The organism is Veillonella parvula, from assembly GCF_032577575.1.
GTDB lineage: Bacteria > Bacillota > Negativicutes > Veillonellales > Veillonellaceae > Veillonella.
The window spans coordinates 1-24,609 of sequence record NZ_JAWFVO010000007.1; the positions used below are offsets into that span (position 1 = coordinate 1).

18 protein-coding genes and 1 pseudogene are annotated in these 24,609 nt (G+C 40.5%); 2 read left to right on the plus strand and 17 right to left on the minus strand.

Annotated features, from left to right (window positions below; genetic code table 11):
* From E7K77_RS09860 to E7K77_RS09880, 5 genes are all read right to left on the minus strand, one after another.
* Positions 1-98: GTP-binding protein (locus tag E7K77_RS09860; RefSeq protein WP_038034850.1), on the minus strand; the 98-nt coding region annotated here is incomplete at its 3' end.
* A 50-nt stretch (positions 99-148) separates the two neighbouring features.
* Positions 149-2,224, minus strand: coding sequence for an elongation factor G (gene fusA / locus E7K77_RS09865; protein WP_004693557.1), 2,076 nt, complete (start codon positions 2,222-2,224; stop codon positions 149-151).
* A 15-nt stretch (positions 2,225-2,239) separates the two neighbouring features.
* Positions 2,240-2,710, minus strand: a complete 471-nt coding sequence (rpsG, locus tag E7K77_RS09870) for a 30S ribosomal protein S7 (protein ID WP_004693556.1) — start codon at positions 2,708-2,710, stop codon at positions 2,240-2,242.
* 52 nt (positions 2,711-2,762) lie between these two features.
* Positions 2,763-3,137 carry a 30S ribosomal protein S12 gene (gene rpsL, locus E7K77_RS09875; RefSeq protein ID WP_004693554.1) on the minus strand — a complete coding sequence of 125 codons (375 nt, stop codon included), beginning with the start codon at positions 3,135-3,137 and terminating at the stop codon, positions 2,763-2,765.
* Positions 3,138-3,213: 76 nt separating this feature from the next.
* Positions 3,214-3,459 carry a L7Ae/L30e/S12e/Gadd45 family ribosomal protein gene (locus E7K77_RS09880; protein ID WP_004693552.1) on the minus strand — a complete coding sequence of 82 codons (246 nt, stop codon included), beginning with the start codon at positions 3,457-3,459 and terminating at the stop codon, positions 3,214-3,216.
* Positions 3,460-3,814: 355 nt separating this feature from the next.
* Here E7K77_RS09880 and E7K77_RS09885 point away from each other — a divergent pair, with 355 nt between their 5' ends.
* Entirely contained in the window at positions 3,815-5,836 is a 2,022-nt protein-coding gene (locus tag E7K77_RS09885; protein WP_004696751.1) for a BCCT family transporter, read from the plus strand.
* 260 nt (positions 5,837-6,096) lie between these two features.
* On the opposite strand, the gene rpoC is transcribed toward E7K77_RS09885, so the two are convergent.
* The 3 genes from rpoC to E7K77_RS09900 all read right to left on the minus strand — a co-directional run bounded on the left by rpoC (position 6,097) and on the right by E7K77_RS09900 (position 16,241).
* Positions 6,097-10,299: a DNA-directed RNA polymerase subunit beta' gene (gene rpoC, locus E7K77_RS09890; protein WP_004693548.1), complete on the minus strand. Its 4,203-nt coding sequence runs from the start codon at positions 10,297-10,299 to the stop codon at positions 6,097-6,099.
* A gap of 29 nt (positions 10,300-10,328) precedes the next feature.
* The gene (rpoB, locus tag E7K77_RS09895; RefSeq protein WP_038125698.1) at positions 10,329-14,495 is read right to left on the minus strand and encodes a DNA-directed RNA polymerase subunit beta; all 4,167 of its coding nucleotides are present in this window, start codon (positions 14,493-14,495) and stop codon (positions 10,329-10,331) included.
* A gap of 330 nt (positions 14,496-14,825) precedes the next feature.
* On the minus strand, positions 14,826-16,241 hold the full coding sequence (locus E7K77_RS09900; protein WP_004696758.1) for an aspartate ammonia-lyase: 1,416 nt from the start codon (positions 16,239-16,241) through the stop codon (positions 14,826-14,828).
* A gap of 283 nt (positions 16,242-16,524) precedes the next feature.
* On the opposite strand from E7K77_RS09900, the gene E7K77_RS09905 reads away from it, so the two are divergent.
* Positions 16,525-18,165 carry an ArnT family glycosyltransferase gene (locus tag E7K77_RS09905; RefSeq protein ID WP_325306568.1) on the plus strand — a complete coding sequence of 547 codons (1,641 nt, stop codon included), beginning with the start codon at positions 16,525-16,527 and terminating at the stop codon, positions 18,163-18,165.
* A gap of 41 nt (positions 18,166-18,206) precedes the next feature.
* Here the strand turns inward: E7K77_RS09905 and rplL are convergent, their stop codons facing one another.
* The 9 genes and pseudogenes from rplL to tuf form a co-directional block, all read right to left on the minus strand.
* Positions 18,207-18,575, minus strand: coding sequence for a 50S ribosomal protein L7/L12 (rplL, locus tag E7K77_RS09910; RefSeq protein WP_008714934.1), 369 nt, complete (start codon positions 18,573-18,575; stop codon positions 18,207-18,209).
* A gap of 70 nt (positions 18,576-18,645) precedes the next feature.
* Positions 18,646-19,143 (minus strand): 50S ribosomal protein L10, encoded by a 498-nt coding sequence (gene rplJ / locus E7K77_RS09915; protein WP_008714932.1) that lies wholly within the window; start codon positions 19,141-19,143, stop codon positions 18,646-18,648.
* Positions 19,144-19,318: 175 nt separating this feature from the next.
* Positions 19,319-20,029: a 50S ribosomal protein L1 gene (rplA, locus tag E7K77_RS09920; RefSeq protein WP_004693536.1), complete on the minus strand. Its 711-nt coding sequence runs from the start codon at positions 20,027-20,029 to the stop codon at positions 19,319-19,321.
* A 76-nt stretch (positions 20,030-20,105) separates the two neighbouring features.
* Entirely contained in the window at positions 20,106-20,531 is a 426-nt protein-coding gene (gene rplK, locus E7K77_RS09925) for a 50S ribosomal protein L11 (RefSeq protein WP_004693535.1), read from the minus strand.
* Between the two features lie 108 nt (positions 20,532-20,639).
* Positions 20,640-21,176, minus strand: coding sequence for a transcription termination/antitermination protein NusG (gene nusG / locus E7K77_RS09930; RefSeq protein WP_004693533.1), 537 nt, complete (start codon positions 21,174-21,176; stop codon positions 20,640-20,642).
* 12 nt (positions 21,177-21,188) lie between these two features.
* Positions 21,189-21,410: a preprotein translocase subunit SecE gene (gene secE / locus E7K77_RS09935; protein ID WP_004693531.1), complete on the minus strand. Its 222-nt coding sequence runs from the start codon at positions 21,408-21,410 to the stop codon at positions 21,189-21,191.
* A gap of 43 nt (positions 21,411-21,453) precedes the next feature.
* Entirely contained in the window at positions 21,454-21,603 is a 150-nt protein-coding gene (rpmG, locus tag E7K77_RS09940; protein ID WP_004693530.1) for a 50S ribosomal protein L33, read from the minus strand.
* A 270-nt stretch (positions 21,604-21,873) separates the two neighbouring features.
* A complete protein-coding gene (locus E7K77_RS09945; protein WP_004693527.1) occupies positions 21,874-24,111 on the minus strand; it encodes a nitric-oxide reductase large subunit in 2,238 nt (745 codons plus the stop codon).
* 335 nt (positions 24,112-24,446) lie between these two features.
* Positions 24,447-24,609 (minus strand): annotated as a pseudogene (gene tuf / locus E7K77_RS09950) (elongation factor Tu); the annotation flags it as partial.

Sequence of the window (24,609 nt, forward strand, 5' to 3'; positions counted from 1 at the left end):
GTGATTGCAGCAGTCAAAGTAGTTTTACCATGGTCAACGTGACCGATTGTACCGATGTTAACATGCGGTTTCGTACGTTCAAATTTTTCTTTTGCCATTTTAAATTATCCTCCGAGGAAAATAGTAATTCTATTAATCTAATATGAGATTAACCGTTTTTCTTTGCTTGAATTTCTTCAGCAATTTTCTTAGGAACTTCTTCGTAATGATCGAATGTCATGGAGTAGTTACCACGGCCTTGCGTTTTGGAACGAAGGTCAGTTGCGTAACCGAACATTTCGCTCAATGGAACATATGCTTTGATATGTTGGGAACCATTACGAGCTTCCATGCCGTCCATGCGACCACGACGAGAGTTCAAGTCACCGATAACGTCGCCCATATATTCTTCAGGAACGTCTACTTCTACAGCCATGTATGGTTCAAGCAATGCAGGATCTGCTTTGCGAGCACCTTCTTTGAAGCCCATAGAACCAGCAATTTTGAAGGCCATTTCGTTGGAGTCAACGTCATGGTAGGAACCATCAAATACGATAACTTTAACATCAACCATAGGGTACCCAGCGATAACACCGGATTCCATAGCTTCTTTAACACCGCTTTCAACAGGTCCGATGTATTCACGAGGAATCGCACCACCTACAACCTTGTTTTCAAACTCGAAGCCAGCACCTGGTTCTTGAGGAATCAATTCCAACCAGCAGTGACCATATTGACCACGACCACCAGATTGACGTACGAATTTACCTTCAGCCTTAACAGCTTTACGGATAGTTTCGCGGTATGCTACTTGAGGTTTACCTACGTTACAATCTACTTTGAATTCACGGTTCATACGGTCAACGATGATATCCAAGTGAAGTTCGCCCATACCGGAGATAATAGTTTGACCTGTTTCTTCATCAGTACGAACTTTGAAAGTAGGATCTTCTTCTGCCAAACGAGCAAGAGCTGTACCCATTTTTTCTTGGTCAGCTTTTGTTTTAGGTTCAACAGCAACGGAGATAACTGGTTCAGGGAATTCCATGGACTCAAGAATTACAGGAGATTTTTCATCACACAATGTGTCGCCTGTAGTAGTATCCTTTAAGCCAACCGCCGCAGCGATGTCACCAGAATATACGCGTTCGATTTCTTTACGGGAGTTAGCGTGCATTTGAAGAATACGACCGATACGTTCTTTTTTACCTTTAGTGGAGTTGAAAACGTAGGAGCCGGATTCCAATGTACCGGAGTACACACGGAAGAACGCTAATTTACCAACATAAGGGTCAGCCATGATTTTGAATGCCAACGCAGAGAATGGTTCTTCATCGGAAGAAGGACGAGTTGTTTCTTCTTCAGTACCAGGAACAACACCCTTAATAGGTGGGATATCGATTGGAGCTGGCATGTAATCGATAACAGCATCCAATAACATTTGAACACCTTTATTTTTATAGGAAGAACCGCAAAGAACTGGGAATAATTGGTTAGCAATAACAGCTTTACGCAATGCCGCTTTCAATTCTTCCACAGAAATTTCTTCGCCTTCCAAATATTTCATCATGATATCATCATCTGTTTCAGCGATAGCATCGATCATCATTTCGCGACGAGCTTCTGCTACTTCTTGATATTCAGCAGGGATATCAGTGATTTCATATTCTTTACCGTCATCGGATTTATAAATTTCCGCTTTCATAGTCATCAAGTCAATGATGCCTTCAAAAGTATCTTCAGCACCGATTGGTACTTGAATAGCTACGGAATTTGCACCCAAACGAGCTTTCATCATATCAACTACGTTGAAGAAGTCAGCACCTACAGTATCCATCTTATTTACATAAGCGATACGAGGTACGCCGTAGTTAGAAGCCTGACGCCATACTGTTTCGGATTGAGGTTCAACGCCACCTTTAGCACTGAACACCGCAACAGAACCGTCAAGTACACGTAGAGAACGTTCTACTTCTACAGTAAAGTCAACGTGACCAGGAGTATCGATGATATTGATACGATGTTCTTTCCATTGACAAGTTGTTGCAGCAGAAGTGATTGTGATACCACGTTCTTGCTCTTGCTCCATCCAGTCCATCGTAGCAGCGCCTTCATGTACTTCGCCGATCTTGTGAACGATACCTGTATAGTAGAGGATACGTTCTGTAGTTGTTGTTTTACCAGCATCGATGTGAGCCATGATACCGATATTACGAGTTTTTGCTAAGGAAAACTCTCTTGCCACAGTTGTCACCTCTTATTACCAACGATAATGAGCAAATGCTTTATTAGCTTCTGCCATTTTATGAGTATCTTCTTTTTTCTTGATTGCAGCGCCTGCATTGTTGAAAGCGTCCATCAATTCGCCTGCCAAACGTTCTTTCATAGTGCGTTCACCACGAAGACGAGCATAATTTACAACCCAACGAATACCGAGGGTTTGACGGCGATCAGCACGAACTTCAACTGGCACTTGATAGTTCGCACCACCGATACGGCGAGCACGCACTTCAAGTACAGGCATAACATTTTTCAATGCTTGATCAAAAACTTCCATTGGGTCTTGACCCATTTTGGAACGAATAATTTCGAATGCATCATATACGATAGTTTCAGCAATGCCTTTTTTACCATCGTACATAACTTTGTTAATGAAACGTGTTACTAATTTGCTGTTGTACACCGGATCTGGAAGTACATCACGTTTCGGAACAGGGCCTTTTCTTGGCATGTTCAATTCCTCCTTTATAATGATGTGTGTTAATTTCGTTTAATGGCTAAAATTATTTTTTAGCTTTTTTCGCGCCGTATTTGGAACGACTTTGCATACGATTTTGTACGCCAGCTGTATCCAATGCACCACGAACGATGTGATAACGCACACCTGGAAGGTCTTTTACACGACCGCCTCTGATAAGTACAACACTGTGTTCTTGTAAATTGTGACCAATGCCTGGGATGTAAGCAGTTACTTCAATAGCGTTTGTCAAACGTACACGGGCAACTTTACGAAGCGCGGAGTTTGGTTTCTTTGGAGTAGCTGTGTACACACGAGTACATACACCACGTTTTTGTGGAGATTCTTGAAGGGCAGGAGCTGTAGATTTTTTAGTCAAGCTCATGCGGCCTTTGCGTACTAGCTGATTAATTGTTGGCATTTGGGCACCTCCTTTCCAAATTTGAGATTTATAATTGATCCGTCATAACAAAGTGTTACATCGGATATTACCAAGATTAACGTAGGACGCCTACAGCTGTGGCCCGCACCTTAATGCGACACGCACGACCGAGATCATCCATGGTGTGTTTGTCATTCACAGGTATTCCCTGTTCTTCACAAGCAATCCGTAAAGGCTGTACCACACGTTCATCACTATCACAACCCAGGAACACGTACTTCACAGCACCTTTAGCAATTTGTTTCAACGTTTGCTTGGCACCGATTGTTTTGTTCACCGACTTCAGATGGGCAATGTCCATTGTACTAATTCTCCTTACGAAATTATGCCCATTAGGCATACCTCGCCTAAAGCACTATGTAAGTATATCAATTACAGCAGTCCATGTCAAACAATTTCCAATGTCACACACCGCTCTACAGCTGCATTTTATGTGTACACTCATCCGTGTGTTTCATTCAATCTTAAATTATAAATGAAGAGTGATTTTTTATTCATATATCATTATTTTCATGTATAAATAATCATTCTATGCATTTGCTATTATTTTTTCTTTTACCAATTATGCAAAATTAATATAAACACCATTTTATTATGATATAAATTAATACAGAACAAATATTTGTATTTATAAGTTACTAAAGAAAGGAGATTATATGATTAAACTCATTAAACGTTATTCAAACTTTAATCCCCCTGTAATTATAGGTAGCTTGTCTATCGTCTTAGGGCTGAGCTTATGTGCCCTTCTGATTCCGCAAATATCTCAAACGATCCTCCAAGGGATTCGTGATATTATATTTGAAGATTTCAGCTGGTTTTATGTTTTATCCATAAGTCTCTTCTTTATCTTCAATATCTTTCTTGCACTTAGTTCGCTAGGTGACATCAAACTTGGTAGCGACGATGAAGAAGCGGAATTCTCTTATACAGCTTGGCTCGCCATGTTATTTGCGGCAGGTACTGGTGTAGGTCTCATGTTCTTCGGTACTGCTGAACCGCTCTCACATTATCACTCCGCTGTAGGCTTAGTCGATGGTGCTCCTAGCGCCAAGGAAGCGTTATTCCGCTCCATCTTCCACTGGGGCATCAATGCATGGACGGTATACGGAATTATGGCTTTAGCATTAGCGTATTTTGGTTTTCGCTATAAGTTGCCTTTATCACTACGTTCATGTTTCTATCCGCTGTGGAAGGATAAGATCAATGGCCCACGAGGGCACATTATCGATATCATCGCACTTTGTGTAACTTTATTAGGTATCGTAACCACCTTAGGATTTGGTGCGGCCCAACTAGGTGCAGGGTTCCTATATATTGATATCATCTCCACTAATGACTTTTCCGCCCAAACGGTCATCATTATCATCATTATGTCCATTGCCGTTCTATCTGCTGTTACAGGTATTGATAAAGGCGTTAAGCTGCTCAGCGAAATTAATATATCTGTTGCATTAGTCTTAATGCTTTTTGTACTCTGTGCAGGTCCTACATTACTCCTATTAAATACAATGGTAGAAAACTTTGGATACTATCTATCACATATTTTAGGGCAAAGCTTCTATACATCTATCTATACACCAGAAACCCGTCCATGGTTCTTCAGCTGGACCATACTATTCTGGGCTTGGTGGTTATCTTGGGCACCATTTGTGGGCATGTTCATTGCGCGTATTTCAAAAGGTAGGACTATTCGAGAGTTCATCTTTGGGGTACTCATTATTCCAACTGTTTTTACTATCGTTTGGTTTACTATCTTTGGTAATACTGCAATTTATATCGATGAAACAGTAGCAAACGGTGCACTCGGTGCATTAACCGATAAACCAGAACAACTACTCTTTGCATTCCTTGAATATTTACCATTATCCAGTTTAACTAGTCTTCTATCAATTATCGTATTAGCATTATTTTTTATCACATCTGCCGATTCAGGCATTTATGTGTTAAATAATATTGCGGCCTATGATAAATCCACTTCATCTCCAAAGTGGCAATGCTTAATGTGGGGCTCTGTAATGTCCTTTCTTGCCATCAGTTTGCTCAGCATTGGTGGGCTTAATGTACTACAATCGGTAACGCTCATTCTCGCCTTACCATTTGCAGCCTTGATGGTTATCATGTGCTACAGCTTATGGCAAGGATTATTAACAGATACGCAATACTTTAACACAAAACTTTCAACCACATCCATCTACTGGGACAGCAAGAACTGGAAACAAGGTCTTGCCAAAATACTCAACCAAACGCAATCGGAAGATGTTATTTCCTTTATGAAAACAACAGCATTGCCTGCTATGTATCAGCTCAATAAAGAATTAACCGAAGAGTACGGATTAACTACGAGAATTGACAAACATTTCAATGGTAACGACGCCTCCGTAGAGTTAACCATCGAAAAAGAATCAATGCGCAACTTTACCTATGGCATCAAACTCGTTACGCAAGAGGTATCGGATCATCTCATCGAAGATCCTAACATTCCTCACATTACTGAAAGTACCAACGCAATTCCTATGACATATTTCAGTGACGGACGCGCCGGATACGATGCGCAGTATATGACACGGGAGGATATCATTACCGATATCATTCGTCAGTACGAACGATATCTTACTTTATCGGATGACGTCGGTTATGACATCATGTCTCATGACGCGGAAGAAACAGCTGAATAGTTTTCATACCACAACCTTAACAAAGTATCATTTTATTTAACAAACTGATACTAACACATATCATGAAATCCTCAATTTATATAAACCTATAATTATAGAGACATATAATCATAGAGCTCATACACATATATCTCTCAAACCAATAATACCTATAACAAAAGGGTGCACCTCGCAGGTGCACCCTTTTTATTATGTCGCACAATATCAACTATGCAACAAGTCTATACAGTTAATATAGCTTAACGGCTAATCCAAAGTAATTAATCTTCAGACATAACCTCTTCCGTAATATCAATGATTTCAGGTGTATTTTTTACAACTTCAATCTTACGGTAACGACTCATGCCTGTACCAGCAGGAATCAACTTACCGATAATTACGTTTTCTTTCAAGCCCAATAATGGATCGATTTTACCCTTGATAGCAGCGTCGGTAAGAACACGTGTTGTTTCTTGGAAGGACGCAGCGGACAAGAAGGAGTCCGTTGCCAAAGCGGCTTTCGTAATACCCAATAGCGTGCGTTTGCCTGTAGCATTTTCACGACCATTGAGGGTAAGACGACGGTTTTCTTCGTCAAAGGTATTAACGTCCACCATATCCCCTGGAAGCATATCCGCATCGCCAGCTGTTTCAATTTTAACTTTATGAAGCATTTGACGAACGATAACTTCGATATGTTTATCGTTAATTTCTACACCTTGGGATTTGTATACTTTTTGTACTTCGTATACGAGGTAACGTTGAGTTGCTTCAGTACCCATGACACGCATAATGTCATGAGGATTGATGGAGCCTTCTGTCAAACGAGCGCCCAAGGATACCACGTCACCGTCTTTAACGATAATGCGGGAGCCGTAAGGAATGAGGTAATCAAGTTCAATACCATCTTCACCAGTAATAAAGATAGTGTTCGTACCTTTCTTACCTTCATTAGGCACAACGCGAACTGTACCTTCGTTTTCGGCAATGATAGCATTACGTTTTGGTTTACGAGCTTCGAACAATTCTTCGACACGTGGCAAACCTTGTGTAATATCGTCACCTGCGACACCACCAGTATGGAACGTACGCATTGTCAACTGAGTACCAGGTTCACCGATGGATTGTGCTGCAATGATACCTACAGCTTCACCAACTTGAACTTGGTTGCCAGTTCCTAGATCACGACCATAGCACTTACGACATACGCCATATGGGCTACGACAAGTCAATACGGAACGGATTTTTACTGTTTCATAGTGTTTTACAACTTCATCAGCTAACGCCTCTGTGATTTCACCATTAAGAGGAACGATAACTTCGCCAGTTTCCTTGTTAACTAATTCTTCAGCTGCAATACGACCTACAATACGGTCTTTTAATGGCTCGATAACACCAGTACCTTCAACGATAGCTTCCACTTCAATACCGTGGATTTCATTGTTCCGTACTTGTACTTCTTTTACATCGGAGTTAAGGATAGCTTCGATGCCTTCTTCTGTAAGACGTGTATCAGCTGGGAAGATTTCTACACCTTCGCTGTCAACGATTGCTTGTACAGTATCCTTGTTCAACATATTTTGAACCATAGTTTCTTTCAATGTTGCACGGATACTATCGTCGCTTTCACCAAGAATAATTTTTTGAACCAAGTTAGTATGATTAATATCGCTATCAGAGCCCAAGTGTGCACCGCGCAATGCGATAGATGTAACACCAGCTTCAGCAATATCTGCCAAGCATTGTTCATCCAAGATAGTTTCAGCTGGTACAACAAGTTCCCCTGTTTCAGCATTCACAACATCTTTATCTAAAACGCGACCAATAAGTTTATCTTTAAGCAATTCTAATGCTTGACGTGGGGATGTAGCCAAGCGAGCACGTTCTCGAACGAGATCGATACCTACAACGTCACAATCGTCCTCACGAACGATTACGTCTTGAGATACGTCAACGAGACGACGTGTCAAGTAACCAGAGTCAGCTGTACGAAGCGCTGTATCGGCCAAACCTTTACGAGCACCATGAGAGGATGTAAAGTAATCCAATACAGTCAAGCCTTCTTTAAAGTTTGCTTTAATTGGCAAGTCAATGATTCGACCAGATGGATCGGCCATCAAACCACGCATACCAGCAAGCTGACGAATCTGTTGTTTATTACCACGGGCACCAGAGATAGCCATCATGTAAACAGGGTTAAAGCCGTCTTTATCGCACGCCATATTATCCATCATCGCATCGGTAACATCTTCTGTTGCCTTTGTCCATAATTGGATAGTTTTACGATAACGTTCTTCTTCTGTAATAAGACCACGACGGTACATACGAGATACTTTTTCTACCTCTTGTTCCGCTGTATCTAACAAACTAGTTTTAACTTCTGGTACTTTAATATCAGCAATAGCTACCGTCATACCTGCGCGACGAGCGAAGGAGTAACCCAAGGACTTGATGCGGTCCAATAGTTCTGCTGTTTTTTCATTACCAAACAATTGGAAACATTGATCAACCAATTTACCAACTGTTTTCTTATCCATAACCTTACCTAAAGAGTAAGTGCCATCTTCACGTTTCTCGTATTGCCACAATTCTGGGAATAAAGCATTGTTGAAGATCAAGCGACCTGCTGTTGTTTCTACACGGCCATGATCAGGTAAACGGATATAAAGAATATCTTGCAAACCAATGATATGAGACTCATAGGCAAGCATAACTTCATCATAGGTAGCAAATGTTTTTGCTTTATCACGAGTATCTTCGCGTACAACTGTTAGGTAGTATGTACCTAAGATCATATCTTGAGAAGGTACTGCTACTGGCTTGCCGTCCTTAGTAGACAAAATATTATGGCTAGAAAGCATCAATGTACGAGCTTCCGCTTGTGCTTCTACGGACAATGGTAAGTGACACGCCATTTGGTCACCGTCAAAGTCGGCATTGAAGGCTGTACATACTAATGGATGCAATTTGATAGCACGACCTTCCCAAAGGATTGGTTCGAAGGCTTGGATACCAAGTCTATGCAATGTAGGGGCACGGTTCAAGAGAACTGGATGTTCTTTAATTACCTCTTCCAAGGATTCCCACACGCCAGGGCCAATTCTTTCAACTTGGCGTTTAGCAGCCTTGATGTTGGATGCTTGACCGCGTTCTACCAAACGTTTCATAACGAATGGTTTGAACAATTCTAATGCCATCTCTTTTGGCAAACCACATTGGTGCATTTTAAGTTCAGGACCTACTACGATTACGGAACGACCGGAGTAGTCAACACGTTTACCGAGCAAGTTTTGACGGAAACGACCTTGTTTACCTTTAAGCATGTCGGACAAGGATTTCAATGGGCGGTTACCAGGACCTGTAACAGGACGACCGCGACGACCATTATCAATCAATGCATCAACCGCTTCTTGAAGCATGCGTTTTTCGTTGCGCACGATGATATCAGGAGCACCCAAGTCGAGTAAACGTTTCAAACGGTTGTTACGGTTGATAACACGACGGTATAAATCGTTGAGGTCAGATGTAGCAAAACGGCCACCATCTAATTGGACCATAGGACGCAATTCAGGTGGGATTACAGGAACGATGTCCATAATCATCCATTCTGGACGGTTCCCAGATTGACGGAATGCTTCTACTACTTCCAAACGACGAACTGCACGGATTTTACGTTGACCACTAGCAGTGTTCAACTCTTCGCGCAATTCGGCATTCAATGCTTCAAGATCAAGTTCTGATAAGAGAGCTTTTACCGCTTCAGCACCCATGTCGATACATGCGAAGAGAACCTCTTCAGCAGCGCCTAACTCATAGCGTTCTTCGCGAGTTAATTCTTCGTATTCCTTATCAGCTTCTGGTATTGTTGCATCATCACGAAGAGCCGCATTATAGCGCTCTTTGCGTTGTGCTTCACGAACAATAGCTAAACGTTCATTACGTTGAGCCACTGTTTCGATTACGACGGATTTACCACCGATAGTATAACCGTCTTCATTAAATTGAGCTTCGTATTCGCGGTATTCTTGCTCGGACAACAATTGACGTTTTGTCAATGGTGTACCAGCTGGATCTACTACGATGTAGGAAGCAAAGTATAATACGCGTTCCAAAGAACGTGGTGATATGTCAAGGATAAGACCCATACGGGATGGGATTCCTTTGAAGTACCAAATGTGAGATACAGGAGTAGCCAATTGAATATGGCCCATACGTTCACGACGTACTTTCGCACGGGTAACCTCTACACCACATTTGTCGCAGACTACGCCTTTATGGCGGATGCGTTTATATTTGCCGCAGTGACATTCCCAGTCCTTTGTTGGTCCAAAAATGCGTTCACAGAATAGACCATCACGTTCTGGCTTCAACGTACGGTAGTTAATTGTTTCAGGTTTCTTAACTTCCCCATGAGACCAGGATAAAATCTGCTCTGGAGAGGCTAAACCGATTCGCATGGAATCGAATTCATTTACGTCTAGCACTACTATCGCTCCCTTCCTTATAGATAGTTTTAGTCTTCATCGTTAGAGGAGTCGCCCATTGGGTACGCCAATTGGCTAAGGATATCATCTTCACCGCCATTATCAGCTGGTAAGTCTTCCTCTTCCTCTTCCTCTACTTCTGGTTCTACTACAGTTACTTCATCAGTTTCTACAGCACTGCCTTCCATAACTTCTTCAATACCAGTTTCTACCACCTCATCTTCGTCCTCAAGTTCTTTCATAATAACTTCTTCTTGATCTTCGTTCAAGATTTTTACATCGAGACCGATACTTTGAAGTTCTTTAAGCAATACCTTGAAGGACTCAGGTACACCTGGTTCAGGGATGTTTTCGCCTTTAACGATTTTTTCGTATGCTTTCACACGACCAACAACGTCGTCAGACTTAACAGTTAATAGCTCTTGAAGGGTATAGGCTGCGCCATATGCTTCTAGAGCCCAAACTTCCATTTCCCCGAAACGTTGGCCACCGAACTGAGCTTTACCGCCCAAAGGTTGTTGTGTAACAAGGGAGTACGGACCTGTAGAACGAGCATGGATTTTGTCATCAACCAAATGATGGAGTTTAAGCATGTAAACGTAACCAACAGTGACGCGGTTATCCATCGGTTCACCAGTACGACCATCATATAGAACAGTTTTACCATCATCAGGACGACCTGCAATCGCCAATGTTTCGAATACGTCCTTTTCGTGAGCACCATCAAATACAGGTGTAGCAATATGAATACCTGCTACATCTGGTTTTGGCATGCCATATTTGTCAAAATCATAGCCAAGGCTTTCCAACTCTTTACGAATTTCAACGCGTTTTTCTTCAGCAGAGTGAATGTTGTTAAGAGTATTCTTGACTTTGCTAATTGCCTCTAATTCTTCTACAAGCGCAGGATCCATTTCAGGAGCCTCTTCTTCAGAATCAAAGAATTCTACATGAAGTGCATTGTATTTAGCTTCAATAGCTTTAAGCTCTTGGTAACGAGCTTCGCCACCCATAGCATCCAATTTCTTTTGCGCTGCTGCTTCTACATGTTTTAAAATTTTAGTTTTCAAAGCAATGATTTGCTCATTTTCTTCGAAATGATTTACCGTAACATCTTCCGCAACTTTCGCTTCCAATACCTCAATTTGAGCATAAAGGTCGCGGATTGTATCGATTTGTTCCCAGTAAGATGCATCAGTACGGGCTTCTTTCAACACGTTTTGAATGTGAAGATCTGTAGCTTTGATTTTCATACCTAAGCCTTGAACAGCCCACCCCAAGTGAGTTTCAAGAACCTGACCGATGTTCATACGAGAAGGTACGCCCAATGGATTCAATACGATTTGTACTGGAGTACCATCTGGAAGGAATGGCATATCTTCTTTTCTCATAACGCGAGAAACGACACCTTTGTTACCATGACGGCCCGCCATTTTATCGCCTTCATGAATCTTACGTTTTTGAGCGATATATACGCGAACAAGTTTATTTACGCCTGGTTGTAATTCGTCGCCATTTTCACGGGTGAAGACTTTTACATCTACGACTTTACCAGATTCGCCATGAGGCACGCGCAAGGAAGTATCACGAACTTCACGTTCTTTGTCACCAAAAATAGCACGCAACAAACGTTCTTCTGGAGTAAGCTCAGTTTCACCTTTTGGTGTAGCTTTACCTACAAGGATATCGCCAGGATGTACTTCTGCACCAATGCAGATAATACCATCTTCGTCTAAGTTTTTAAGTGTGTCGTCACCTGTATTAGGCAACTCACGCGTAATTTCTTCAGCACCTAATTTAGTATCACGAGCATCACATTCGTATTCTTCAATATGAATAGATGTATAGATATCTTCTTTGCAGAGTTCTTCACTAAGCAAGATAGCATCTTCGTAGTTATAACCTTCCCAAGGCATGAACGCTACAAGAACGTTATAACCTAATGCCAATTCGCCGCCATCTGTAGCAGGACCATCAGCCAGTACTTGGCCTTTTACAACATGGTCCCCACGATTGACGATTGGTTTTTGGTTAAAGCATGTGGATTGGTTAGAACGAAGGAATTTATTCAAATGGTATGTATCAACACGACCATCGCTATCGCGAAGAACGTGGATTTCATTACCCCAACAACGTACAACTTTACCCGCTTCACGCGCCAATACGCAAACACCAGAGTCAGTAGCTGCTGTATATTCCATACCTGTACCAACAAGTGGTGCTTGAGCACGCAAAAGTGGTACCGCTTGACGTTGCATGTTCGCACCCATCAAGGCACGGTTAGCATCGTCATTTTCAAGGAATGGAATCATAGCTGTACCAATAGATACAACTTCTTTTGGACTAACGTCCATATAGTCAACCTTGTCCGGTGTAACTTCCAATACATCATGACCACGACGACAAGCAACATGTTCAGTTGTGAAGTACCCCTCTGCATCAAGCGGAGAGTTTGCTTGGGCAATTGTCATGCCTTCTTCTTCATCAGCGGTCATGTATACTACGCTATCAGATACGCGCACTTTAACAACTTTATCAGCATCCTTGCCTTTACCATACACTTTTTCTACTTTACGGTATGGTGCTTCGATGAAGCCAAATTCGTTTACCTTTGCATAGTTGGACAAGGAGTTAATCAAGCCAATGTTTGGACCTTCTGGAGTTTCAATAGGACACATACGGCCATAGTGAGAATGATGCACGTCACGAACTTCGAAACCTGCACGCTCACGAGACAAGCCGCCAGGGCCAAGGGCAGAAAGACGACGTTTGTGAGTCAATTCCGCCAATGGGTTTGTTTGGTCCATGAACTGAGACAATTGAGAAGAACCAAAGAATTCTTTGATAGCTGCCACTACAGGGCGAATATTGATCAACGCTTGAGGTGTAATGGATTCAGTTTCTTGAATTGTCATGCGCTCACGAACAACACGTTCCATACGAGTTAAACCGATACGGAATTGGTTTTGCAACAATTCGCCTACGCAACGAAGGCGACGGTTACCCAAGTGGTCGATATCATCTGTATGACCTGCACCATCCATAAGGTTGAGCAAGTAAGAAATGTTAGCGATCATGTCTTCACGTGTTACTGTACGGTGATCATATGGTAAGTTGCAGTTATTACAGATAACTTTAGACTCTACACCATCATTATTTACTATGTAGAATTCAGCAAAACCTTCACCATCGAATACATGGCTATTAGCAACGATATCAAGTTGTTCTTCCCCAACTTGTACGCCTGCATCAAGGATAATTTCGCCAGTTTCTGGATCTACAATTGGTTGAGCCAATGTTTGACCCAACATACGTTGGCGCCAGCCAAGTTTTTTGTTCAATTTGTAACGACCAACGCGCGCTAAGTCATAACGGCGTGCATCGAAGAATAAGTTATCGAACAAGTTACGAGCAGACTCTACAGTAGGAGGCTCACCTGGACGTAATTTTTTATAGATTTCAACCAATGCTTCATCAGCAGATTGAGTTGTATCTTTTTCTAATGTACGAACGATGCGTTCATCATATACTGGTAAACCATCTTCATCAGTTTTACCATTCCAGAAGAGGTCTAGAATGCTTTCATTAGTATCCCAACCTAATGCACGTACCAATACAGTAGCTGGTAATTTACGGTTACGGTCAATACGGACAGCTACCACTTCACTAGCATCTGTTTCAAGTTCAATCCATGCACCACGGTTAGGAATAACTGTGGAATCATACAAACGGTTACCCATTGTATCGATTTCTTTATTGTAGTAAACGCCTGGAGAACGTACCAATTGGGATACGATAACACGTTCTGCACCATTGATGATGAAAGTACCTGTATCCGTCATCAATGGGAAATCGCCCATGAATACTTCTTGTTCTTTAATGTCCATATTTTCTGGATCATTATTTACCAAGCGAATATTTACACGAAGTGGTGCTGCGTAAGTAGCATCACGGTTTTTACATTCATTAATATCATACTTAGGTTCACCTAAGCTGAAACCTTCAAAAGAAAGTACTAGATTACCTGAATTGTCTTTAATCGGAGAAATATCGTTGAAAATATTTTGTAAACCACTCTCCAAGAACCACTCATACGATTTACGTTGAATGTCCAATAAATGCGGCATCTTGATAACTTCGTTAATTTTAGCGTACGTATAACGAGTTCGTTTGCCTACCTGTTCAGGTTTGAACATATTTGCTTTCACCCCTATCAAAACACACTGGTCTACCATTTTCTATAACGGCATGAAAAAGACATCTTACAGGTCTCAGTTTTCCTGCTCGGGCAACGTCAAATAAAGCAAGGTCCATTTCATTTTTAAAATAACCTTGCTTCCCATTAACCAAGCACAACCTTGGAAGAAAACCTCATCACTATTTGTGTTATAGTTTTTACATCCAAAAGCAGAAAACGCTACTTTTGCAATATATAATTCTATCAGTATTAAAAAAGACTGTCAACCAAAAGGGTTGACAGTCTTTCATTTTCATGCTTTATTCATGTATCAAAAGAGAACCATAAATTAGTTGCCTTTTTGTTTTAAAAGATTCGCACCAGCGATACCAGGGCGAGTCATTTCTTTAGGAGAAAGAATATGATTAATTTCATCCTCAGTCAATAAACCTTGATCCAAGATGATATCGCGAATAGCTCGACCTGTTTCATACGCTTCTTTCGCCAATGCAGAAGCTGTTTCATAGCCAAGATGTGGCAACAATGCTGTTACGATACCAACGGAACGATTCAACCAGTACTCGCATTGTTCACGGTCTACTTCAAGATCAACAAGCAATTTATCAACGAATGTATTTACACCGTTTTTGAGATAGCAAAGATTATTGAACAAGTTGTATGCCAATACAGGTTCCATAACATTTAACTCGAATTGACCATTTTCTACAGCTAATGTAATAGTAAGGTCATTACCGATAACTTGGTAACACACTTGATTCAATACTTCAGCAATAACAGGATTTACTTTTCCTGGCATGATAGAGGAGCCTGGTTGACGGGCAGGCAATTTTAATTCACCAATGCCACAGCGAGGTCCAGATGCCATTAAGCGAAAATCATTTGCCATCTTAATCAACACAAGTGCAGTTACCTTCAAACCGCTAGAGATATCAGCAAATACGTCTGTATTGTTTGTGGCATCGATTAAGTTCTCCGCGGTGTAGAACGGTTCGCCTACTACTTCACTAAGTTCATAAGCTACATCATGAATATAATTAGGCTCAGCATTAAGGCCTGTACCAACTGCAGTGGCACCCATGTTGATTACATGTGCACCTTCAACGGCAGATTTAATGCGTTTAATACCACGACGAATACCAGATGCATAAGCGCCCATCTCTTGGCCCAATGTAATAGGCACCGCATCTTGTAAATGAGTACGTCCCATTTTTAAAATTTCACTATATTCTTCAGCTTTTTTCTCAAGCTCATCAACAAGACGTTGCAAAGCTTCAAGTAACGGTTTAGATTTCAAAATTGCACAAACTTTAATCGCTGTTGGGAAAGCGTCATTTGTAGATTGTGCCATGTTACAGTGATTGTTAGGGCTTACAATATCATAGCTACCTTTTGGATGACCTAAAATTTCACAAGCACGATTTGCCAACACTTCGTTCATATTCATATTCACAGAAGTGCCAGCACCACCTTGAATTGGATCAACTGGAAATTGGTCAGCAAATTCACCTGCAATAACTTCATCAGCTGCTTGAACAATCGCTTTACCGATAGATACATTGAGACGACCTGTTTTCATATTAGCTAAAGCAGATGCTTTTTTTACCATCGCTAGAGCTTTAATAAAATCTTGGTCTAAATGTTTCCCTGTAATATGGAAGTTTTCTAAGGCACGAATCGTTTGCACACCATAATATAACTCATCCGCTACTTCTAATTCACCTAGGAAATCATGTTCTTTTCTCATAATAGATCCTCTTTCCACTATTTCATATATTAGATGATAGTTTAATGAAACGGTTTTATCTTATGCGCTCATTATAGCATGTATTTTGTATACATAAAAGTTATTTCATGTATTCCGAATAAACAATATTCTATACAATATATTATTTCATAAATAATTATTTTTTTGTAATTATCTCCATATTATCTCCATATTTATAAAGGCTCTGTTTTTATCTTTGATTGGTTTAAATATTACACGCCCTATAGTACAATAATATAAACTATGTAAGTAAGGAGTAACTATGATTAACAATCACATGCTGCGCATAGGTGCGCTCTTTTTATTAACCGTTTTGAGCTACGGCTTTTATAATGCCTATTTGCCAATCACTGATCCGGTGGAGTCCAACTATGTTCTCTCCGCCATCACCATGCTAAAACATAACTCATGGATATCCCCCATGATATACGATCACGTATGGTATGATAAACCACCGCTCACCTATTGGGCACTTATGATTACGTACAAACTATTTGGCATATCTGACTTTACATCTCGTATACCAAATACGCTTGTTGCGGGAGCCAGCGTGGCCCTAATGTACCATATAATTTACCGCATATCTAAAAATACTTTTGCTAGTGTACTCTGTGCTATTCTATTAATGAGTACACTACAGTTTTGGTACATATCTCATGCAATTATAACCGACGGATTTCTACTTCTCTTCACCTTAGCTATATTTGGATATAGCTATTTAGCTTTTACCAATAATGACAAGTCAGCTATGGTGAAAGCTTACATTGCTGCTGCCTTAGCTGTAATTACCAAAGGACCTATAGGCATCATCTTGCCCGGCCTGATATTACTCATTTATGTATGCGCTCGCTATATAGTCCATAGAAAAGATGAAAGTTATCAGCTTTCAAAGGATATTAAATTACTATTTAATCCCTTAGGACTATTAGCCTTTATAGCGATAGCTAGCCCTTGGTATATCGCTATGTATTCCATTCACGGTGAGCAGTTTATTTCCGGATTCTTAGGTCTACACAATGTAGATCGAGCTCTTATATCTGAGCATCCTAAATTTAATGTATGGTATTACTATCTATTAATTGTACCCCTTTCACTATTACCATGGACACCTGTAATAGTCTATCATTTAAAAGATCTTAACTGGAAAGATGATTTTGATCTATTAGGTATTATATGGTTTATAGTTATAGTACTCTTCTACTCTCTAGTAGCTACAAAGTATCTAACTTATACCTTACCTGCCATTATCCCTTGTATAATATGGGCGGCTGTAAAAATTTGTGAATTAGTTACTGACAAAGAAACCGGTGAATTTACTCAATCATTCAAAAAGTTTAATTATTTAATTACCCTACCACTAGGTATTTACTACATGATTTTTACATTTGCTACAGCTTTTGATAAAAGTCTTGATAGTAAACCGTTAATCGTAGGTTCCTTTATTATAGTATGTATGATTTTAATCGGTCGATACTACATAACATCATTTTTCAAACTAGCAATATATGCTTTAGTTCCACTAATTACGTTGTACTCGGCTATTACGATTACAGTACCACCAATATTGTTTAATCAGTCTGGTTTACAGTTTAGAACCTTCATCGAAGATACATCAAAACCAATATATATATATGGCAGTTACTATACTTCTATTGTATATTACATGGACACTACACCTACCCAAGTTTTTGTAGATACAACAGATGATTCTATATGGACCGAAGGCAAAACATTGATGCCTACAATAACTAAAGAAACATTTTTAAGTAATACATCAAATAATCGCGGTTCCTATGTCATCGTTCCTAAAAAATATGACAAGGATTTCTCTAATGCATTACCGTATCCAAAGGCAAAATTAGTCAACAAAACAAAACTCGCATCAATTTATAAGCTTCAATAAAAAAGGCGTACCCATAGGGTACGCCTTTAATATGGTTAGAATTATTTCAATTCTACGGATGCGCCAGCTTCTTCTAATTGAGCTTTCAAAGCTTCAGCAGCTTCAGCAGCAACGCCTTCTTTTACAGGTGCAGGAGCACCGTCAACGATAGCTTTAGCTTCTTTCAAGCCAAGACCAGTTGCTTCACGAACAACTTTGATTACGTTGATTTTAGATGCGCCAGCATCTTTCAAGATTACGTCGAAGGAATCTTTAGCAGTGCCGCCTTCAGCACCACCAGCAGCTGCTACAGCTACAGGAGCTGCTGCAGTTACGCCAAATTCTTCTTCGATTGCTTTTACAAGATCATTAAGTTCAAGGATTGTTGCTTCTTTCAATTCAGCAACGATGTTTTCAATGTTCAATGCCATTTTAGATTTCCTCCATAAATTAGTTTATAGTGCCAGCCTCAAGCGGCCAACGAATACTTTGCAAAAAATATTATTCTGCAGGTTTTGCTTCTGCAACAGCTTTGACAGCGTATGCAACATTGCGAACAGGAGCTTGCAATACGGAAAGCAACATGGAAAGCATACCTTCGCGATTTGGAAGAGATGCAATTGCTTTAACGCCTGCTGCGTCCATAACTTCGCCTTCAACGATACCAGCTTTAACTGTTACAACTTCTTTTTCAGTTGCTTTGATGAATTGTTCGATTACACGAGCAGGTGCAACAGCATCGTCTTTAGAAGTAGCCAACGCAGTTGGACCTTCTAAATGCTCAGAGAAACCTTCAAGATTCAATTCGTTTGCAGCGATACGAGTCAAAGTATTTTTGATTACTTTGTATTCAACACCTTCAGCCAACATTTTGCGACGAAGATCAGTTGCTTGCGCAACAGTTAAACCAGAGTAACCAATCAATACAGCACCTTTTGCTTCAGAAAGAGTTTCTTTCATTTGAGCAACGATTGCTTTTTTTGATTCAGTGACAGCCATTAGATTACCTCCTTGTAGATTTTTTTGGTGCTCTATGTACTATCTTAGCGTAAAAACGACCCCATCGCACGCGATGAGGTCGTAACTAGTCCTAGGTTGTTCTAGTGTCAGCCTCAGCGGGCGGATTTTCATCCATTATACATACCAGCCGTCTACAGCTAAGAGACATATTTAATTATTGCTCTTTGGAAACAGTGCTCAATTTGAACACATTCAAAGGTACACCAGGGCCCATTGTAGCGGACAAGGTTACAGATTTAATGTATTGACCTTTAGCTGCTACAGGTTTAGCCTTGATAATAGTATCAACGATTGTACGGTAGTTGTCAAGTAATTTTTCTTCATCGAAAGATGCTTTACCGATAGAGCAAGAGATAATACCTGCTTTATCAGTACGGTATTCGATTTTACCAGCTTTGATTTCGTTTACTGCACGAGCAACGTCTGGAGTTACTGTACCAACTTTAGGGTTTGGCATCAAGCCTTTAGGACCCAAAATTTTACCAAGACGGCCAACTTGACCCATCATGTCTGGTGTAGCAACTACTACGTCGAAGTCGCTCCAACCACCTTGGATTTTAGCTACTAACTCTTCAGAACCTACAAAATCTGCACCAGCTTCTTCAGCTGCCTTAATATTGTCGCCTTTTGCGAATACAAGAACGCGTTTAGTTTTGCCAGTACCATGAGGCAATACTACTGCACCACGAACTTGTTGATCAGCGTATTTAGGGTCGACATTCAAGTTGAAAGCAATTTCAACTGTTTCATCGAAATTTGCAGTTGCAGTTTTCTTAACCAACTCAATTGCTTCTACTGGTTCGTAGAATTTACCAGCTTCAATAAGTTTTACTGCTTCAGCGTATTTCTTACCTACTTTTGCCATTATAATATCCTCCTTATGTGGTCAAACGGGAATTCCCTCCCACCGATTTGCGCCTTATGCGCAAGTCGTACGCTTATTAGTCAACGATTTCAATGCCCATGCTGCGAGCAGTACCTTCCACCATGCGCATACCTTGTTCCACGGTATTAGCATTCAAGTCAGGCATTTTCAATTCAGCAATTTCACGAACTTTATCGCGACCTACTTTTGCTACTTTATCACGGTTAGGTACACCAGAACCTTTTGGAATACCTGCAGCTTTTTTCAACAATACTGCAGCTGGTGGAGTCTTAGTGATGAAGTCGAAGCTACGATCTTCATATACGTTAATAACTACTGGAATAATTAAGCCAGCTTGTTTAGCAGTACGTTCGTTGAATTCTTTTGTGAAAGCAACGATGTTAACACCTGCTTGACCTAGTGCAGGACCAACTGGTGGTGCTGGAGTAGCTTTAGCGGCTTCAATTTGTAGTTTTACTTGTTTAACTAATTTCTTAGCCATGGGTAATTAAACCTCCTATGCTTATACTGTGGTGGTAACGGATATACATCCTCCCACTGGCAACCAAAATCGATTGCTCTTTTTAGAGTTATATTATTATATTTATAATTAAAGAGCTTTCTCAACTTGAGAGAACTCTAACTCTACCTCGGTATCTCGATTGAACATTTCTACGCTAAGTTTCAATGTTCCTTTTTCAGGGTTAAGTTCGGTAATAACACCTAGTTTATCTTCAAAGGCACCGGACGTAATGCGAACCGTTTCACCAACTTCTACATCAACGTTAATGGTTGGTTTCTTATCCAAGCCCTGAGACTTAAGTATATGTTCTACTTCGGAATCAGAAAGTGGAACTGGTTTTGTAGCAGAGCCAACGAAACCTGTTACACCTGGCGTGTTGCGTACAACATACCAAGAACGGTCATTAACTTCCATTTCCACCAATACATACCCAGGAAATATCTTACGTTTTACTACTTTTTTAACCCCATCTTTTTCATCTATTTCGTCTTCAAGAGGCACCAAAATTCGGCTGATCACATCTTGTAGCCCCATAGATTGAACTTTAAGTTCAAGAGTGGTTTTTACTTTATTTTCGTAGCCTGAATAGGTATGAATTACATACCACTTCTTATCTGCTTCCATGTAATGGCCCCCTTATCCAACAAAGTGCAACAACGTATTAAAAAGTTGGGCGAAGAGTCCATCAAGCACAGAAATAATCAAAGCGATGAATATGGTTACTAAGAATACTACAATTGTGTAATTGATAAGCTCTTTTTTTGTTGGCCAGACTACTTTTTTTAGTTCAGCTTTCACACCGCGGAAGAATTTTCCAAATCCACCACGCTGCTGCACTGCTGAGTTAGACTTTGCCATTGTGTTTCACATCCTCAAATCAACAGGTAATGAATGATAAGAATTATTTTGTTTCACGGTGTAATGTATGTTTACCGCAGAATTTGCAATATTTCATCATTTCAATACGATCAGGATTGTTCTTTTTATTCTTGTTCGTTTGATAGTTGCGTTGTTTGCAATCTGTGCAAGCTAAAGTAATGGCATTACGCATCCGGATACACCTCGCTTTATATTTACTAATCTGTCTCTTGTACTCGAAAACGCTCGACTACATACTAAAAAACTATATCATACGTAGCAAGCGATGTCAAGAAATTAAGCAACTCAAAAAAGCCAGGCACGTATGCCTGACATGGATAGTATAACAGACAATGGCGCCCCTTGTCTACCCAAAGAACGCCATGTCATATTAGCTTATAGTTAGCTTATATATATTATAATTAATATTATAATTACATATTTACTATTATTGCTTCGTTTATTACTGTTTCTTTGTGAAAGTTACTTTCACGATTTGCCAGAAGAAGGCCAATGCCCCCAATATCATGATGGTATCGCCAACCATGCGAAGCCAACGCAAATTTTGTAACAATGGTTGTTGCATAAAGTCTTCGCTGCGAGCGAGCCATAAGCCTTGTGTAACACTTGCCCAACTTTGAATCAAGCCAATTGGCAATAGGCTGATAAGAACCATTAACGCAAGGCCCCAATTCAATGCCCAGAAACCGAATTTCATCAACTTGTCGTTAAATTCCACTTCAGGTCGAATATAACGAGCGATGAGGAATACAAAGCCTAAACTCAAGAACCCGTATACGCCGAACAACGCCGTATGAGCATGAACAGCTGTCGTATTTAGACCTTGAATATAGAACAAGGAAACCGGCATATTAATTAAGAAGCCGAAGATACCTGCACCCACCAAGTTCCAGAAGGATACGGCAATGAAGCAGTATACAGGCCATTTTAGTCGATGCATCCAAGGAGCACTATGAAGGCGTGTATAATTTTCAAACGCTTCATATCCCAAGAGTACAAGAGGCACTACTTCCAACGCGGAGAACGATGCCCCTGTGGCCACGATAGTCGATGTAACACCGGTGAAATAAAGATGATGGAATGTACCAGGGATACCGCCAATAAGGTAAATGGCACCGGACGAAATCGCTGCTATGGTACCTGCACGGTAAGATACGAGACCAAGTGTTACGAAAATAAAGGCCATCAACGTAGTAGAGAATACTTCAAAGAATCCTTCTACCCAAAGGTGAATAACCCACCAGCGCCAGTATTCCATGATTGCCAAGTGGCTGTGTTCTCCGTAGAAAAGACCTGGTCCATAGAAAATACCGACCATCACAACGGAGAAAATAAAGGCAGCAATAAGGTTTTTATCCCCTTTATTTTTGAAAGCACCAATGATGCTGCGCACCATGAGTACAAGCCAAAATAGAATGCCGATATATTCAATCCATTGCCATACGCGCCCCAACTCGATAAACTCATATCCTTGGTGACCCAAGTAGAAGTTTAGAGATGCCGGAATCTCATGAGCAACACCTAAATATGTACCTGTAAAGGAACCTACTACCAACACAACGAGTGCCCAGAACAAAATATCCACGCCCAATTTTTGGAACTTAGGATCTTTACCGCCATTAATAATCGGCGCCAAGAATAAACCGGCACTCAAGAATGCCATCGCAATCCAGAACAAGGATGCTTGAATATGCCAAGTACGAGCAATAGAATATGGGAAATACTGCGCCAATGGAATGCCATAGAAAGCCTGTCCTTCTACGGTGTAGTGCGCAATGATACCACCCATACCAAGTTGGAGTAAAAATAATGCCAAAATCGTAAATAAATATTTTCCTAAAGACCGTTGAGATGGTGTGAGATGCAATTTGGAAATTGGATCTTCCGCAGGTGGTGTTAATTCATGTTCATCTTGTTTGCGACCGAATGCCCACATCCATACGACAATACCAATACCACAAAGTAAAATAATAACACTCACAACAGACCAAGCTACGCTTTCCGGTGTTGGATTATGATCTAACAATGGCTCGTGAGGCCAATTGTTGGTGTATGTTGCATCTGTACCAGGGCGTTGAGTCGATGCCATCCACGTAGTCCAGAAGAAGAATCGTGCCATATCAATACGATCTTTTAATTCTGGCAACGTATTGTCTTTCATCGCAAAATGATCGCGTGTTTCGGACAATTTAGGGTTATCACCATACAGTTCAATAAAATATTGTCCGGTTAAATTCATCGCTGTAATACGTTCCGGTGAAAGCACAACAGTTCCATCTTCACGAACAGCACTGTTAAAGTACTCTGCTTTAACTGCTTCTTTAACAGCCGCTTTCTGCACATCACCTAACTGTTCATAAAGAACACCAAAAGCTTCTTGAGACTTGATATCAAGCATTACGGACACTTCTTTGTGCAACCAATCAGCTGTCCAGTCCGGGGCTTGATATGCGCCATGACCTAGTACGGTCCCTACAGATTGACCACCTGTAGATTGCCAAGCCGATTGACCATGTAAGATATCATCCTTAGTGAACAAAACCTGTCCATCTTGAGATACATACGCGGTTGGTACCGGTGGCGCTTGATGATATACATCAGTACCCAAATAGCCAAGAATAGAGAATCCAATAATAAGAACTGCTACTACGGCTATCCAATACTTTTTGTATTCGCCCATCACATTACCTCCTTTTCTATAAAAGCACAAAAAGAGAGCCTATGCTCTCCTCATATATAATATACACTAATTTTATAAATAAAGTTGTATCTAAGGTTACAATATATTAAAATTTCTTCTCAATTTGTATCAATAGTATGATTATCCTTTGAAGCCTGAATACAACGTATATATCACCTTACAAAATCATCATTGTTTCAATATATTAGCGATTCAATTCTATACTCTTAATCATCAATATATACAAAATAAAAGGGACCCATTGGGTCCCTTTTATTGAATCTAAAATTCAATTATATAGCTAATGTATCGATACATTGAGCTATAAACTTGTATTAACCTTCGATTTCTGTTACTACGCCAGCGCCTACTGTATGGCCACCTTCGCGGATCGCGAAACGAAGACCTTCTTCGATAGCGATTGGAGTAATCAATTCGATTTCCATTGTTACGTTATCGCCAGGCATACACATTTCTACACCTTCAGGAAGGTTTACA

What these genes read in the sequence shown, in the direction of transcription:
- rpsG (WP_004693556.1), bottom strand. Translation starts at nt 2,710, where the DNA reads ATGCCAAGAAAAGGCCCTGTTCCGAAACGTGATGTACTTCCAGATCCG.
- rpsL (WP_004693554.1), bottom strand. Translation starts at nt 3,137, where the DNA reads ATGCCAACAATTAATCAGCTAGTACGCAAAGGCCGCATGAGCTTGACT.
- E7K77_RS09880 (WP_004693552.1), bottom strand. Translation starts at nt 3,459, where the DNA reads ATGGACATTGCCCATCTGAAGTCGGTGAACAAAACAATCGGTGCCAAG.
- E7K77_RS09885 (WP_004696751.1), top strand. Translation starts at nt 3,815, where the DNA reads ATGATTAAACTCATTAAACGTTATTCAAACTTTAATCCCCCTGTAATT.
- rpoB (WP_038125698.1), bottom strand. Translation starts at nt 14,495, where the DNA reads ATGTTCAAACCTGAACAGGTAGGCAAACGAACTCGTTATACGTACGCT.
- E7K77_RS09900 (WP_004696758.1), bottom strand. Translation starts at nt 16,241, where the DNA reads ATGAGAAAAGAACATGATTTCCTAGGTGAATTAGAAGTAGCGGATGAG.
- E7K77_RS09905 (WP_325306568.1), top strand. Translation starts at nt 16,525, where the DNA reads ATGATTAACAATCACATGCTGCGCATAGGTGCGCTCTTTTTATTAACC.
- rplL (WP_008714934.1), bottom strand. Translation starts at nt 18,575, where the DNA reads ATGGCATTGAACATTGAAAACATCGTTGCTGAATTGAAAGAAGCAACA.
- rplJ (WP_008714932.1), bottom strand. Translation starts at nt 19,143, where the DNA reads ATGGCTGTCACTGAATCAAAAAAAGCAATCGTTGCTCAAATGAAAGAA.
- rplA (WP_004693536.1), bottom strand. Translation starts at nt 20,029, where the DNA reads ATGGCAAAAGTAGGTAAGAAATACGCTGAAGCAGTAAAACTTATTGAA.
- rplK (WP_004693535.1), bottom strand. Translation starts at nt 20,531, where the DNA reads ATGGCTAAGAAATTAGTTAAACAAGTAAAACTACAAATTGAAGCCGCT.
- nusG (WP_004693533.1), bottom strand. Translation starts at nt 21,176, where the DNA reads ATGGAAGCAGATAAGAAGTGGTATGTAATTCATACCTATTCAGGCTAC.
- secE (WP_004693531.1), bottom strand. Translation starts at nt 21,410, where the DNA reads ATGGCAAAGTCTAACTCAGCAGTGCAGCAGCGTGGTGGATTTGGAAAA.
- rpmG (WP_004693530.1), bottom strand. Translation starts at nt 21,603, where the DNA reads ATGCGTAATGCCATTACTTTAGCTTGCACAGATTGCAAACAACGCAAC.
- E7K77_RS09945 (WP_004693527.1), bottom strand. Translation starts at nt 24,111, where the DNA reads ATGGGCGAATACAAAAAGTATTGGATAGCCGTAGTAGCAGTTCTTATT.